Source organism: Pseudorhizobium banfieldiae, assembly GCF_000967425.1.
In the GTDB taxonomy this organism is placed as follows: domain Bacteria; phylum Pseudomonadota; class Alphaproteobacteria; order Rhizobiales; family Rhizobiaceae; genus Neorhizobium; species Neorhizobium banfieldiae.
Genome location: NZ_FO082820.1, coordinates 828,527 through 842,237, shown reverse-complemented (window position 1 = coordinate 842,237; position 13,711 = coordinate 828,527). Strand labels below are relative to the sequence as shown.

The 13,711-nt window shown below is 64.0% G+C and carries 14 protein-coding genes; 10 read left to right on the top strand and 4 right to left on the bottom strand.

Annotated elements, in window-relative coordinates; translation table 11 throughout:
- Positions 1-29: 29 nt before the first annotated feature.
- A complete protein-coding gene (locus NT26_RS03995) occupies positions 30-440 on the bottom strand; it encodes a universal stress protein (RefSeq protein WP_052641845.1) in 411 nt (136 codons plus the stop codon).
- A 199-nt stretch (positions 441-639) separates the two neighbouring features.
- Between NT26_RS03995 and NT26_RS03990 the strand changes: the two genes are divergently transcribed.
- From NT26_RS03990 to NT26_RS03970, 5 genes are all read left to right on the top strand, one after another.
- Positions 640-1,500 (top strand): VOC family protein, encoded by an 861-nt coding sequence (locus NT26_RS03990; RefSeq protein ID WP_052637515.1) that lies wholly within the window; start codon positions 640-642, stop codon positions 1,498-1,500.
- Positions 1,501-1,556: 56 nt separating this feature from the next.
- Positions 1,557-2,717 (top strand): AI-2E family transporter, encoded by a 1,161-nt coding sequence (locus tag NT26_RS03985; protein WP_052637513.1) that lies wholly within the window; start codon positions 1,557-1,559, stop codon positions 2,715-2,717.
- A gap of 95 nt (positions 2,718-2,812) precedes the next feature.
- Positions 2,813-4,936 (top strand): S9 family peptidase, encoded by a 2,124-nt coding sequence (locus NT26_RS03980; protein WP_052637511.1) that lies wholly within the window; start codon positions 2,813-2,815, stop codon positions 4,934-4,936.
- A 96-nt stretch (positions 4,937-5,032) separates the two neighbouring features.
- Complete coding sequence (locus NT26_RS03975; protein WP_052637508.1) at positions 5,033-6,292, top strand: DUF2254 domain-containing protein; 1,260 nt, start codon at positions 5,033-5,035, stop codon at positions 6,290-6,292.
- A gap of 171 nt (positions 6,293-6,463) precedes the next feature.
- Positions 6,464-6,754: a hypothetical protein gene (locus NT26_RS03970; protein WP_052637506.1), complete on the top strand. Its 291-nt coding sequence runs from the start codon at positions 6,464-6,466 to the stop codon at positions 6,752-6,754.
- A 33-nt stretch (positions 6,755-6,787) separates the two neighbouring features.
- On the opposite strand, the gene NT26_RS03965 is transcribed toward NT26_RS03970, so the two are convergent.
- Complete coding sequence (locus NT26_RS03965) at positions 6,788-7,540, bottom strand: cation efflux transmembrane domain-containing protein (protein ID WP_082077627.1); 753 nt, start codon at positions 7,538-7,540, stop codon at positions 6,788-6,790.
- An 84-nt stretch (positions 7,541-7,624) separates the two neighbouring features.
- On the opposite strand from NT26_RS03965, the gene NT26_RS03960 reads away from it, so the two are divergent.
- From NT26_RS03960 to NT26_RS03940, 5 genes are all read left to right on the top strand, one after another.
- A complete protein-coding gene (locus NT26_RS03960) occupies positions 7,625-8,038 on the top strand; it encodes a MerR family transcriptional regulator (RefSeq protein ID WP_052637505.1) in 414 nt (137 codons plus the stop codon).
- A gap of 31 nt (positions 8,039-8,069) precedes the next feature.
- Positions 8,070-8,366: a toxin-antitoxin system TumE family protein gene (locus NT26_RS03955; RefSeq protein ID WP_052637503.1), complete on the top strand. Its 297-nt coding sequence runs from the start codon at positions 8,070-8,072 to the stop codon at positions 8,364-8,366.
- Entirely contained in the window at positions 8,339-8,695 is a 357-nt protein-coding gene (locus NT26_RS03950; RefSeq protein WP_052637501.1) for an HVO_A0114 family putative DNA-binding protein, read from the top strand. Before NT26_RS03955 ends, NT26_RS03950 begins: the two co-directional genes overlap by 28 nt.
- 222 nt (positions 8,696-8,917) lie before the next feature.
- On the top strand, positions 8,918-9,406 hold the full coding sequence (locus tag NT26_RS03945; RefSeq protein WP_052637499.1) for a GNAT family N-acetyltransferase: 489 nt from the start codon (positions 8,918-8,920) through the stop codon (positions 9,404-9,406).
- Positions 9,407-9,422: 16 nt separating this feature from the next.
- Complete coding sequence (locus tag NT26_RS03940) at positions 9,423-9,992, top strand: type 1 glutamine amidotransferase family protein (protein ID WP_052637497.1); 570 nt, start codon at positions 9,423-9,425, stop codon at positions 9,990-9,992.
- A gap of 15 nt (positions 9,993-10,007) precedes the next feature.
- Here NT26_RS03940 and NT26_RS03935 read toward each other — a convergent pair whose 3' ends face one another.
- Together NT26_RS03935 and NT26_RS03930 are read right to left on the bottom strand one after the other, a co-directional pair.
- Positions 10,008-10,967, bottom strand: a complete 960-nt coding sequence (locus NT26_RS03935; protein WP_052637495.1) for a cation diffusion facilitator family transporter — start codon at positions 10,965-10,967, stop codon at positions 10,008-10,010.
- Between the two features lie 81 nt (positions 10,968-11,048).
- Positions 11,049-13,703, bottom strand: coding sequence for a cation-transporting P-type ATPase (locus tag NT26_RS03930; protein ID WP_052637493.1), 2,655 nt, complete (start codon positions 13,701-13,703; stop codon positions 11,049-11,051).
- Positions 13,704-13,711 lie beyond the last annotated feature (8 nt).

Sequence of the window (13,711 nt, the reverse complement as noted above, 5' to 3'; positions counted from 1 at the left end):
TCCTTCTTTCATTCTCACTTGATGCGGGCTCAGCGGTCCACGAGCACCGAGCACTGGGCGTGACGAACCACGCGGTCGGCCGTGGCGCCGAGGAAATAGTTGGAGAGGTCCGGACGGTGCGAGGCCAGGATGATGAGGTCGGCCTTGTGTTCCGCTGCCGCGGCCAGAAGCTCCCTCGCCGGCGCACCCTGGCGCACTTCCATCTCGGCATCGAGCCCGTGCCGCTTGCGAAGTTCATCCAGCTTCGCCTCCGCATCACGCCGGGCATCCAGCGAGATGCTGGCCGGCACTTCGGCGAGCACATAGCCCGGCAGGTCTTCCACCACACCGACGAGCAGGATCTTGCCACCCTCGCGACGCAGTTGCACCGCTCGCGGGACGATCCGTTCGGCTTTCTCGATGGCTGCGACGTCGACCGCGACGATGATCTTGCTGTACATGATGGGCTCCTTCGGTCCCGCGTTCATCCAGTGCTTTCCAATCTTCGACTTTTCATCGACCCTGCATTGATCGGGATCAAGTTCGACAGAAGCATTGTCAACTTTCACTGAACGTCTTGTCTAGCATCAGCGATCTTTATTGAACGATCTCGAGCCGCCATATTAGGGCGAACCAGGCTTCACGCGCAGGAGAATTGCCATGACCGAAGGTTCGTCCTTTGCTCTGTCCACGCCCGCCTTCGTCGACCACGTCGAACTGACGGTCGGCGATCTGTCCACCGTCTCTTCCTTCTATCAGCGAGTGATCGGCCTCGCGCCGATCGAGCAGCATGCCGGCAAGGATGTGCTCGGCGTCGGCGGACGACCGCTGCTGACACTGACCGAACGCCGCGACGCGGTCCCCGCGCCGCGATCGGCGGCGGGCCTGTTCCACATCGCGTTCCTTCTGCCGACACGCGCCGACCTGGCACACTGGCTCTCCCATGCCGGCGAACAGAACGTGCGGCTCGAAGGGGCGTCCGACCACCTGGTGAGCGAGGCACTTTATCTTTCCGACCCGGAAGGCAACGGCATAGAGATCTATCGTGACCGCCGCCCGGACGAGTGGACCTACCACGAAGACGGGACGGTCGAGATGGCGACCGAGCGGCTGGACCTTCGGGCGCTGCTTGCGGAGACGCCCGGCAAGCCATTCGCAGGAATGGCGGATGGCACGGCGGTCGGCCACATTCACCTGCAGGTGGGGGACGTCGCGCAGGCAGAGGGCTTCTACCGTGACATTCTCGGCCTCAAGGTGATGGCGCATTATCCGGGCGGGAGCTTCATGGCCACGGGCGGATATCATCATCATGTCGCCGCCAACATCTGGAACAGCCGCAAGGCGGAACCGAGGGGGGAAAACATGAGAGGGCTCGCCGGCTACCGGCTGCACTACAATGATGTCGCAACCTTTGAATCAACGCTTGCCAGCCTCCGGGAGAAGCAAATCCCGATGCAGCAAACGGACAAAGGCTGGGCGATCAGGGATCCGTGGAACATCGGCATCACCCTTTCGGCGTAGCGTCCGGAACCGGTATTCGCGCCGCGCGTTGACGGCGCGCACCGGGGACTCGACACATGGCGACTTCAGACAGCGGCAGTGGCCGCAGGCCGATCAGGACAGCAGCAGACCTTGTGGTCGCAAAGGCCGAAAGCGCCAAGCTCGAGGACGAGGCCGATCCTACCGAATTCTCCCCGCTCGGCCGCGCCGCCCTCGAGGTGGCCGCCAGCTGGGCGCTGATCGGCCTCTTCTGTCTCGCCGGCCTGGCCCTCATCTCCTACATGAAGCTCGTCCTGATCCCGATCACGCTGGCAATCGTGGTGGGCATCATCCTCGGCATGGCCGCGGAACGACTGGGGGAGCTAGGCATACCGCGCTTCGGCATCGCGATCACGCTTTCATCTGCCGTGGCCGCCGTCATGTTCCTGATCGTCTATGCGCTGGCGGAGCCGGTCGCCTTCTTCATCAACAGCGGCCCGGACCTCGTCGAACAGACGATAGACCGGATGCTTCCCTATCTCGAGCGGATGGAATGGCTGAACATCAGCGCGGCGACTTTCGAGACGGGTCCGATGTCGATGGAGAAGCTGCTGGAAAACAGTAGCAGCGTACTGGCGATCCTGAGCGCCAGCCTGGCGCCCGCCGTCATCCAGGCGATGATCTTCTTCGCGGCGCTGCTGCTCTTCCTCTATGGCCGCGTCAGGCTGAGGCGCACGGTCATCATGGCCTTCCCGCAGCGCCGGCAGCGGCTGATCGCCATCCGCGTCCTGAACTCGATGGAGGAGGTGCTCGGCTATTATTTTGCCACCGCCAGCATGCTCTATCTCGGCCTCGGCATTTCGATGACGGTGATCGCCTATCTGGGCGGTCTCGCGGCGCCGGCCATGTGGGGGATCTTCGCCTTCATCTCCAGCTTCATCCCCTATCTCGGCATCACGCTGATGACCTTCTCAGTGGCGCTCGGCGGGGTGCTGACGCATGACACGCTGATTGTCGGGCTGATGCCCGCCTTCGTCTTCTTCATCGTGCACCTGATCATGGAGAACCTGATCTTTCCCGCCATCATGGGCCGCCAGTGGGAGATCAACCCCTTCCTGGTGTTCATCGCCATCATCTTCTGGACCTGGATGTGGGGCGCAGTCGGCGCCATGCTCGCCCTGCCGCTGTCGCTGATCGTCATGACGATCGCCAACGAACTGTTTCCGGAACGCCGCACGGTACCGCACCTGCCGGGGTGAGTTCGGGGCGACCCGGCAAGCTCACGCCGCCGCTTGCCTCCCGGCGACCCGCCGCCTATCTGTGGCATTCCGTTTCCAAAAACCGGAGTGCTTCCTTGGCCGTCTCCCGAAAGCCCGTCTTCCAGAACCTGCCCTCCCCGCCCCTTGCCGACAGGAAGCCCGTTTCCGATACGCGCCACGGGATCGCCCGCACCGACGACTATGCCTGGATGCGGGCCGAGAACTGGCAGGCGATGTTCAAGGACCCGAGCCTGCTCGACCCGGAACTGCGGCGCCACCTGGAGGCGGAGAACGCCTATATGGAAGCCGCCATGGCAGACACGGCGGCGCTGCAGAAGACGCTGTTTGCCGAGATGAAGGGCCGGATCAAGGAGGATGATTCCTCCGTGCCGATGAAGGACGGTGCCTTCGCCTATGGCACCGCCTATGTGACCGGCGGCGAGCAGCCGCGCTACTTCCGCATCCCCCGCGACGCCGACCACAAGGACGAGGCGAGCCGCAAGCTGCTTCTCGACGGCGACAAGGAGGCCAGCGGCAAGGACTATTTCCGGCTGGCGGGCCTCGACCACACGACCGACCACCGCTTCGGCATCTGGGGCTATGACGACAAGGGGTCGGAATATTTCACGTTGAGGATCCGCGACCTGGAGAGCGGAGAAGACCTTCCGGACGTGATCGAGAACACCGGTGGCGGCGGCGTCTGGGCGCCGGACGGCAAGAGCTTCTTCTACACGCTGCAGGACGAGAACCACCGCCCGTCGAAGGTCTTCCACCACATTGTAGGCCAGCCGCAGTCCCAAGACCGGCTGGTCTACGAGGAAAAGGACCCGGGCTTCTTCATGGGCGTCGGCGGCTCGCTGCTGGACGACTTCATCTATATCGACGTGCACGACCACGAGACCTCGGAATACCGCCTCCTCTCGACCAAGGACCTGATGGCGGAGCCGGTGCTGGTGGCCGAGCGGGTCGAGGGCATCGAATATTCGATGACGGAGGGCGGTGACGTCTTCTACATCCTCACCAATGACGGCGGTGCCAAGGATTTCAAGATCATGGAAGCGCCGGTTGAGGCGCCAGGCAAGGCGAACTGGCGCGAGGTCGTGGCGCACGAGCCGGGGCGGCTGATCATCAGCCACATGGCATTTGCCCGGCACCTCGTCTGGCTGCAGCGCAAGGACGGGCTGCCGCAGATCGTCATTCGCGACCGGCAGAGTGGCGAGGAGCATGCCATCTCCTTCGCCGAAGAGGCTTATTCGCTTGGGCTGCAGGGTGCGGCGGAATACGACACTGACGTCATCCGCTTCTCCTATTCCTCGATGACGACGCCCTCCCAGCTCTTCGACTACAATATGTCGACACGCGAGCGGGTGCTTTTGAAGACGCAGGAAGTGCCGTCCGGGCATAATCCGGACGACTACGTGACCCGCCGGGTGATGGCGCCGGCGCATGACGGAGAACTGGTGCCGGTCTCGCTGCTGTACCGCAAGGATACGCCGCTCGACGGTTCGGCGCCCTGCCTGCTCTACGGCTACGGCGCCTACGGGATAACGATCCCCGCCAGTTTCTCCACCAATGCACTCTCGCTCGCCGACCGCGGCTTCGTCTATGCCATCGCCCATATCCGCGGCGGCAAGGACAAGGGATTTGCCTGGTACGAAGACGGGAAGATGAAGAAGAAGGAGAACACCTTCAAGGACTTCATCGCCGCGGCTGATCATCTTGTGGAGCAGAAGTTCACCTCCTACGCGAACATCATCGCCGAGGGCGGATCGGCGGGCGGGATGCTGATGGGGTCGATCGCAAACATGGCGCCGGAGAAGTTCGCGGGCGTTATCGCCGCCGTTCCCTTCGTCGACGTGCTCAATACCATGCTCGACGACACGCTGCCGCTCACGCCGCCGGAATGGCCGGAATGGGGCAATCCGCTTGAGTCGGAAGAGGAATACCGATGGATCGCCGCCTACAGCCCCTATGACAATGTCGGCGCCAGGCCCTACCCGCCAATCCTGGCACTTTCCGGCCTGACCGACCCGCGCGTCACCTACTGGGAGCCGACAAAATGGATCGCCAAGCTGCGCGAGAAGGCGCCGGACGCCGGCCCCTACCTGCTGAAGACCAACATGGCGGCCGGCCATGGCGGCAAGTCCGGCCGATTCCAACGGCTGGAGGAGATCGCCTTCGAATATGCCTTCGCCATCAAAGTGGCCGGGAAGACGTAGGCACCGCTGCCCATCGCCCGGCTGCGCTCCACGAGGCGGGTGGAACTTCCGTACCGCTTGCCGAATTGACGTTGAAACGGAGCGGTGGGGACGGACATGATTTCGAGGCGATGGTGGATCCTCGTGCGCTACCTGCGGCGGCTCTGGGTCCGCGCGGCGCTCTATTGCGTCGTGGGTGTTGCGGTGGCCGTGGCGGCGATCCTCGCCGATCCCTACATGCCCTCCGACCTGCCGCGAAAGGTCGGTGTCGATGCGGTCGATTCCATCCTGTCGATCATCGCCTCCAGCATGCTGGCGGTGACGACCTTCTCCATGACCACCCTCGTATCGGCCACCACGGCCGCCTCATCCAGCACCACGCCGCGCGCGACCTCCCTGCTTCTTGAGGATACGACTGCGCAGCGGGCGCTTTCCACCTTTCTCGGCAGCTTTCTCTTCTCTCTCGTCGGCCTGATCGCGCTCAACACCGAGCTCTACGGAGCGGGCGGGCGCTTCATCCTGTTCATCGCGACGCTGGTCGTGGTGGTGCTGATCGTCGTCACCCTCCTGCAATGGATCGACCATCTTGCGGGCCTCGGGCGGGTCGGCGAGACGATCACCCGGGTGGAGAAAGCCGTCGCGCGGGCTTACCGGGCCCACCGTCGCACGCCCTATCTCGGCTGCGTGCCCTTGCTTCAGGACGTGCCTGACGGGGCAATCGAGATTCAGCATGACAGCGTCGGCTACCTGCAGCATCTCGATGTGAAGGCCCTTTCGGCCATTGCCGAGAAGGGTGACCTGGACATCTATGTGCGACGGCGGCCCGGCGGACATTGCGATCCCTCCACCCCCATCGCCTCCGTCGTCCTGCACGATGCAAGTGCCACCTATGATGCGGCGCTGACGGCAGGAATCCGGGCGGCCTTCACGCTCGGCCCGCGCCGATCCTACGACCAGGACCCACGCTTCGGCCTGATCGCCCTGTCCGAGATCGGCTCGCGCGCACTCTCCCCCGGCATCAACGATCCCGGAACGGCGATCGACGTTCTCGCCACCCTGGTGCGGGTGCTGGTTCCGGATGGCAAGGAGGAGCGGGACCAGGAGGACAGAGATATCTCCTACCCGCACATCCACCTTCCACAGTTGCGGGAAGACGATCTCATCGACGCAGCCTTCATGCCGATATCGCGCGACGGGGCGGGCCTGGTCGAAGTGTCCATCCGCCTGCAGAAGGCGCTGGCGGCGGTTGCCACGGCCGCGCATCCGGAGATGCGGCCTGCCGCGCGACGGCTCGCGATGATCGCGCAGAGACGATCGCTGGAGAAGCTGGAATTCGAACCCGATCGGGAGCGTCTCGTGGCGGAGGCCGGCGTCTGAGCGCCACGCCGACTGACGAGAGTGGATTGCACAACCCACGGACGCAAATCAGCGCATGCTGCTATTCACGAATCTGTCAAGAGTCTGATTCGCCCTACCCGCCTTCGCCGCAAGGTTCGCGCAAGGTTCCAGCGTTAACCATTTATTAACGATTGAACCTAGGGGTCTTCCATGAAGATCGAGAGTGGCCTCAGCAGCTATAACTATCAGAGCCGGTCATCCGACGTCGAGCGCCGGCCCGAGGAATCGGCACTTCGGGAGAACGAAGCGCCGACGAGATTGAGTGCTTCGACGGTCGAGAGCAGCACGCTCCTTTCCACCTCCCTCGCAAACGCGCTCTGGATCGTCGGCGATGGAAGCAAGACCGTCCGGGCCGAGCCCGAGACATCGCGTCCCTCCACCGTTTCGCCGCGTGGCGAGGAATGGGTGGCGGAGCGTTACCGCGAGTTCGGCGAGTTTTGATCTTCCTGCGGCCCGGAGGGCCGCATCACTTCTTCATCGATGCACCTCACGCTCGGCAGGCGAATGGCTGTCACCGCAGCAAGCGGACGCGGCGCCACATGCACCTGCCTCCCTGTTCATCCCGCTTTCCGCACCATGGCTGTGACCCGCATGGGGATCGAGCGACACCGCGCCGCCTGACTCCCATTCCCGCCAGGACTGCTGCAGGATCTGGACCGAGGAGGACACAAACAGGCCCGCCATGATGGCGGCGACCGCGAGGTCGGGCCATGCCGTGGCCGTTCCCCAGACGCCGAGGGCGGCGATCATGACGATGACATTGCCGATCGCATCGTTGCGGGAGCAGAGCCAGACGGAGCGGACATTGGCGTCGCCATCCTTGTAGTTCACCAGCAGGAGGACGCTCAGGAGGTTGGCGGCAAGCGCAAGGAGGCCGATCACGCCCATGATCGGGGCCTCCGGGACGCCATTGTAGAAGACCCGCCAGATCGTCGAGCCGAAGACCCAGAGCCCCATCAGGAAGAGGCTGATCCCCTTGGCCGCAGCGGCGGTGGTGCGGACGCGGATCGAGGCGCCGATGACGGCGAGCGAGATCCCGTAGGTCACGGCATCGGCAAAGAAATCCAGCGCATCTGCCTGCAGCGCCTGCGAGCGCGCCATCTGGCCGGCCGTCATCTCGACCGCGAACATCGTCGCATTGATGGCGATGACGGCCCAGAGCCGTCGCTTGTAGTCGGGCGAAAGCCCCTCGAAGGTCGTGTTCTCGTGGCCGCAGCACGCACTCATGATCGTCACCCTTCCTTGCATGTCCTTTGGTGACGCCATAACTAATCCCTCTAGCCACTATAGGTTCAAGAGGAATCACGGAAAATGTATTCGATCGGTGATCTTTCGCGGCGCACCGGGGTGAAGGTGCCGACCATCCGCTATTACGAGCAGATGGGGTTGATCAGCGCCGCCCACCGGTCCGAGGGAAACCAGCGGCGGTACGAGAAGAGCGACCTCGAGCGCCTCGCCTTCATCCGCCATGCCCGCGACCTCGGCTTCGACATTCCAGCGATCCGCGACCTGATTGCGCTCAGCCGCCACCCGGACGCGCCCTGCGCTGGCGCTGACCGCATTGCCGAGGAACACCTGGCTGCGGTGCGGGAGAAGATTGCCAAGCTCAGCAAGCTGGAACAGGAGCTGGAGCGAATCGTCTCCCACTGCAGCGGCCATTCGGTCGAGGACTGCTACGTGATCCGGGCGCTTTCCGACCACGGCATGTGCGAGGCGGAACATTGACGGGAGAGCGACGTTGTAGCAAACTCCAACGATGAAGGCGAAGCTTCTGCTGCGGAAACGTCTGACCCTTACGGAGACATGCTTCGTGGATATCAGGATATGGCAGGTGCCGAAGCCGGTTCGTGGCAGCCCGCACAACATCAAGTACAGCCTGGCGCTGGTCTCGAACGAGACCTGTGTACTGCGATACGACAACGAAGCCGGCAAGGGAGATCATAATCACCTGGGCCACGATGAGGTCGATTACGCTTATGTGGATTTGGAGCGACTGCAGGACGATTTCTGGAAGGACGTCGAACTATGGATGAAGGATCACACTCAGTCGTGACGCTTGGCCTTTCCTCTATCCAGGAGACCAAACGGCAGGTGGCTGCGGCCTTCGGCGGACACGCGCAGGGGACACGCATCGACTTTGTGTCCATTGATCTTCTCTGGAAGGTCCTGACGGTCAAGCGGCTGGAAATCCTACAGGCCATGGCAGGTCAAGGTGCCATGGCCGTTCGCGAGGTCGCGCGGAGGGTCGGTCGTGACATCAAAGCCGTTCATGGCGACGTCACCGCACTTGTCTCCGCCGGCATCCTAGACAGGACTGCAGCCGGGAAAGTCAGTTTTCCCTATGACGAGGTTCGCATCGATTTTACCCTGAAGGCGGCGTAGGGCCCCCGAAGGCTGGTCGGATGATGCGGCTTGACAACCTCTGAAAACCGGCGCATCTACTTCGCCATGATCAACGCACGCGCACCCATCTCCTGCACGTATTTTTGGGCCTACCGGTAACGGGCGGCTCGACAGATCACAATGTCAACAAGCCGCCGTCAGGCGGCTTTGTTGTTTCAAGACGGCTCCTCCTGACGGCACAAATACCCAGAGGAAGCTGAAATGACCGAAGATACCGAAATCACCCTTCCCCGCCCGGCGGTCGTCACCATTCGCGCCGCCAAGCGCCATGATCTTCCCGAGGTCAACGAGATGATCGCGCTTCTCGCTGCCCATCATGGCGATGCTGCCGGAATGACGCCAGACAAGCTGGAGCGGGACCTGTTCGGCCCGATGCCGTGGATCCAGGCGCTGGTGGCCGACAGCGGCGAGGGTCTGATGGGATACGCCATCCTCGTGCCACTCTACAGGGCCGATACCGGCACCCGCGGCATGGACCTTCACCACCTTTTCGTCCGCGACGGCCAGCGCGGCAACGGCATCGGCCACCATCTCGTTTCGCGGGCCCGCGAGATTGCCCGCACTGCCGGCTGCGATTATCTTTCCGTCAGCGCCGCCACCGGTAATTTCGCCGCCCACCGCTTCTACGAGCAGTTGGACTTCCGCCCGCGCCCGGTGACCGGCATGCGCTACATGCAGGCAATCGCCTGATCCTGAGGAAACCGAGATGACCCGCATCGCCATTGCACTGACGCCGCATTTCGCAGATTGGGAATGCGCGCTGCTGATGGCGGTGGCACGCAGCTATCTCCAGGCGGATGTCGTGACCGCCTCCCCGGACGGCGACGCCGTCGTTTCGATGGGCGGCATGAGGATCACGTCGGATCTTGCCTACGATGTGCTCGACCCGGCGGTCTTCGACGCGCTGGTGATCCCCGGCGGCCTCGCCTGGGAAACGGAGGAAGCTCCCGATTTCACCGCGCATGTGCAGGCATTCCACGCTGCCGGGAAGGTCGTGGCGGGCATCTGCGCGGCCGCGAGCGTGCTTGCGGCCACGGGCATCCTGAACAGTGTCGCCCATACCGGAAACTCACTCGCGTCGCACAAGCGGCAGGCGGCCTATCGCGGCGAGGCGCTCTACCGCGACCAGCCGCAGGCGGTCTCGCATGCGGGCGTCGTTACCGCGCCGGGCAGTGCGCCGGTGACGTTCACGATCGAGATCCTCAAGGCGCTCGACCTTTGGGGAGCGGAGGCGGAAGCGGAGATTGCCGCCTTCTCGCGGGAGCATCGCAGCTAGCCGCGACGACGACGGTCAGTGTTGATGGCCGTTCGAGCCATCCGTCCCCGCTGATCGCCCGGTGCGGTGGCCGATGACCTTCGCCTCGCCTGCCTCGCAGCATGACCTGCCAATGGTCAGTTCAAGCGTGGAATGGGCAATGCCGAATTCCGCGTTGGCGATCTGCTTCAGACGGTTCCTGACAGCGTCCGCCGTCTCGCCGTGGCCCTCTGCCACCACCACGTGAGCCTCCATCGCCGTCAACCGTTCGTCGATGGCGAAGACGTGGACGTGGTGGATGTCGGTCACGCCCTCTATGCCGCAGAGCCTCTCGATCAGTTGCGCCACGTCGACGTCAGGAGGCGTGCCCAGCATCAGCATGCGGATCGCCCCGCCGATTTCGGCAAACGCCTGCCAGAGAATGTAGCCGGCGATCGCGAGGGTGACGATCGGATCGACGATCTGCCAGTCATAGAGGAGAATGAGCGTACCGGCGATGATGACGCCGACCGATCCAAGCGCATCGGCCACATTGTGGACGAAGGCGGCGCGGATGTTCATGCTCTCCTTCGACATGGTGTAGGTCAGAAGCGCCGTGACGAGGTCGATCAGCAGCGCCACGACCGCTACGCCGACGACGATCCAGCCCTCGATCGGCTCGGGCGTGATGAAGCGCATTACCGCCTCGTAGACGAGGTAGAGGCCGATGACGATCAGCGTCGTGTAGTTGATGAGCGCCGCCACCACCTCCGCCCGGACGTAGCCGAAGGTCATCGTCGCGTCGGAGGGACGGCGGGCGATACGCCGCGCAAAGGCGGCGATGACCAGCGAGGCTGCATCGCTGAAATTGTGGAGGGCGTCGGCGATCAGCGACAGGCTGCCGGAGAGGATGCCACCGGCGATCTGCGCGAGAGTAAGAGCGAGGTTGACGCCGATCGCCCAGATCATCCGGCGGTCGCCGGCCTCGCTGCCGTGGTGGTGGTGATGATGGGCCATCCAGCCTCCTTCGCGGCTTTCAACAGGAACGGGGGCACCAGATTCCGACGCTACACCTCCGGCCCGGAAGTCCCAACCGCATCACAAGTCATCAGAGGCCGACACCTTGCCCGAGTTTCGCTTCATCAGACCCAGACGGATCTGCTTTTCGATCTCGGTGATGGTGAAGGAAACGGCTCCAATCGCGACGATGAGGAAGCCGTCCGCCAGCGGAACGGACTGCGTGCCGAGGATCGCCTGCAGGGGCGGCAGGTAAGTGACCGCGAACTGTGCCAGGACAACGATGACGACCACCAGCCACACGACAGGCGTGCCGCGCACCGCAGACCATGTCAGGGAGGTGCCGTGCATGTTGCGGATGAAGAAGAGGTGGAAGATTTCCAGCACCACGAGCATGTTCATCGCCATGGTCTGGGCGAGCGGAAGCGGATAGCCACGATCGAGCGCATAGGTGAAGACACCGAAAACGGCCGCCAGGAAGAGAATGGCAACCAGTGTCACCTGCCAGACCAGAAAGCCGGACATGATCGGCATGTCGCGCGGCCGCGGCGGGCGCTCCATGGTGCCGGCTTCCGTGGGCTCGAAAGCGAGAGCAAGACCAAGCGTGACCGCCGTTATCAGGTTCACCCAGAGTATCTGGACCGCGGTGACCGGCAAGGCGAGACCTGCGAGCAGCGCGAGGATCACCGTCGCCGCCTCGCCGGCATTGGTCGGCAGCGTCCAGGTGATGACCTTTTTGAGGTTGTCATAGACGGTGCGGCCCTCGCGCACGGCCGCGGCGATAGTCGCGAAATTGTCGTCCGCCAACACCAGGTCGGCGGCTTCCTTGGCTGCTTCCGAGCCTTTCAGGCCCATGGCAATCCCCGCATCGGCACGCTTGAGAGCCGGCGCGTCGTTGACACCGTCGCCCGTCATCGCGACCGAGAGCCCGTGGGCCTGCAGCGCCGTCACCAGCCGAAGCTTGTGCTCCGGACTGGTCCGGGCAAAGATGTCGACCGACAGCACCTCAAGGGCAAGCTGGGCGTCGTCGAGCCTGTCAATATCGGCGCCGGTCAGAACGCGGCCGGAGTTCTCTAGCCCGATCTGGCGGGCAATCGCCATGGCGGTCCCGGCATGGTCGCCGGTGATCATCTTGACGCGGATACCGGCTGCACGGCATTCGGCGACGGCGGCTATGGACTCCTGCCGAGGCGGATCGATCAGGCCGACGAGGCCGAGGAAGGTGAGGCTGCCGGAAAGGCTCGCCTCGTCGACCTCGTCGGCTTCCTCCCGTCGCTCGGCAAGCGCCAGGACGCGCAGCCCGCGCAGCGCCATCGCCTCGGCACGCTCGTGCCAATGATCGTAGTCCAGCCCCGCACACATTCGAAGCACTCGCTCGGGCGCGCCCTTGACATGGGTGACGCGCCCGTCGGCGTTTTCGCTGAGAACCGCCATGTAGCGGTGGCGGCTGTCGAAGGGGATCGCATCGATCCGCCGCGCCTCGCGCGGATGGCGGACCTTGCCCGCAAAGGCCAGAAGAGCTCCCTCCATGGGATCGCCTTCGACCGTCCACTGGTCGTCCCGGAAGGTGAGCGCCGCATCGTTGCAATGGGCAGCGGCGGCCGCAAGGCGTTGGAGGTCGCCCGTTGGCGTCACCTCGCCCTCAGGGGCATAGCCTTCGCCGGAGACCTCGAATGCGCCGTCGGGTGTCTCGACGGCTGCCACCACCATCTCGTTTCGCGTGAGCGTACCGGTCTTGTCGGTGCAGATCACGGAAACCGAACCGATCGCCTCGATCGCCGGCAGACGGCGCACGATCGCGTTGCGCCGGGCCATTGCCTGCACGCCTATGGCGAGCGTGATCGTCATGACGGCAGGGAGCCCTTCCGGTATTGCGGCGACGGCAATACCGACTACGACCATGAACATTTCCGAGAATGCGTGGTGGCCCACGTAGTAGCCGTAGACGAGGAGCAGGCCAGCAACGACGAGGATCAGGAATGTGAGCCACCGCGCGAAATGATCCATCTGCTGCACGAGCGGCGTGGTGATCTCCTGCACGTCGGAGAGAAGCCCGCCGATCCGGCCGATTTCCGTCGCCCGCCCCGTGGAGACAATCACGCCCCGCGCGGTACCCTTGGTGACGAGCGTGCCGGACCACAGCATGGACCGGCGGTCGCCGAGCGCCGCATCGTCCGCGACCGGCCCCACCGCCTTGTCGACCGGAACCGATTCACCCGTCAGCACCGCTTCCTGGGCGGCAAGGCCACGTGCCTCGAGCAGGCGCATGTCGGCGGGAACCTTGTCGCCCGCCTCCAGCAGCGCGACGTCGCCCGGCACGAGATCCGCGCCGTCCACCGTCACACGGCGACCGTCCCGCAGGACCGCGGCATGCGGCGCCAGCATGTTGCGGATGGCCGTCATCGCCTGCTCCGCCTTGCCTTCCTGGATGAAGCCGATCACGGCATTGGCAAGCACGACCGCAAGGATCACACCGGTATCGATCCAGTGCTGGAGGGCAGCCGTGACGACGGCTGCACCGAGGAGGACGTAGATCAGCACATTGTGGAACTGGCCGAGAAAGCGGCGCAAGGCGCTACGTCCTTCCGCCGCCGGAAGCCGGTTGGGACCGAAGACAGCCAGCCGACGCTCTGCCTCGGCCGCGGCAAGACCACCTGGCCCGGCATCCAGAGCGGCAAGGCATTCTTCCGCGGTGCGCGCATGGGCGTTCGAAAGAGTGCTTTGTTCGATCGGCATTCGTCCTT

Bases quoted from the DNA above. Each gene is read 5' to 3' on its own strand.
- NT26_RS03990 (WP_052637515.1), top strand. From the start codon at position 640: ATGACCGAAGGTTCGTCCTTTGCTCTGTCCACGCCCGCCTTCGTCGAC.
- NT26_RS03985 (WP_052637513.1), top strand. From the start codon at position 1,557: ATGGCGACTTCAGACAGCGGCAGTGGCCGCAGGCCGATCAGGACAGCA.
- NT26_RS03970 (WP_052637506.1), top strand. From the start codon at position 6,464: ATGAAGATCGAGAGTGGCCTCAGCAGCTATAACTATCAGAGCCGGTCA.
- NT26_RS03940 (WP_052637497.1), top strand. From the start codon at position 9,423: ATGACCCGCATCGCCATTGCACTGACGCCGCATTTCGCAGATTGGGAA.
- NT26_RS03950 (WP_052637501.1), top strand. From the start codon at position 8,339: ATGGATGAAGGATCACACTCAGTCGTGACGCTTGGCCTTTCCTCTATC.
- NT26_RS03960 (WP_052637505.1), top strand. From the start codon at position 7,625: ATGTATTCGATCGGTGATCTTTCGCGGCGCACCGGGGTGAAGGTGCCG.
- NT26_RS03935 (WP_052637495.1), bottom strand. From the start codon at position 10,967: ATGGCCCATCATCACCACCACCACGGCAGCGAGGCCGGCGACCGCCGG.
- NT26_RS03945 (WP_052637499.1), top strand. From the start codon at position 8,918: ATGACCGAAGATACCGAAATCACCCTTCCCCGCCCGGCGGTCGTCACC.
- NT26_RS03955 (WP_052637503.1), top strand. From the start codon at position 8,070: ATGAAGGCGAAGCTTCTGCTGCGGAAACGTCTGACCCTTACGGAGACA.
- NT26_RS03965 (WP_082077627.1), bottom strand. From the start codon at position 7,540: ATGAGTGCGTGCTGCGGCCACGAGAACACGACCTTCGAGGGGCTTTCG.
- NT26_RS03995 (WP_052641845.1), bottom strand. From the start codon at position 440: ATGTACAGCAAGATCATCGTCGCGGTCGACGTCGCAGCCATCGAGAAA.
- NT26_RS03930 (WP_052637493.1), bottom strand. From the start codon at position 13,703: ATGCCGATCGAACAAAGCACTCTTTCGAACGCCCATGCGCGCACCGCG.
- NT26_RS03975 (WP_052637508.1), top strand. From the start codon at position 5,033: ATGATTTCGAGGCGATGGTGGATCCTCGTGCGCTACCTGCGGCGGCTC.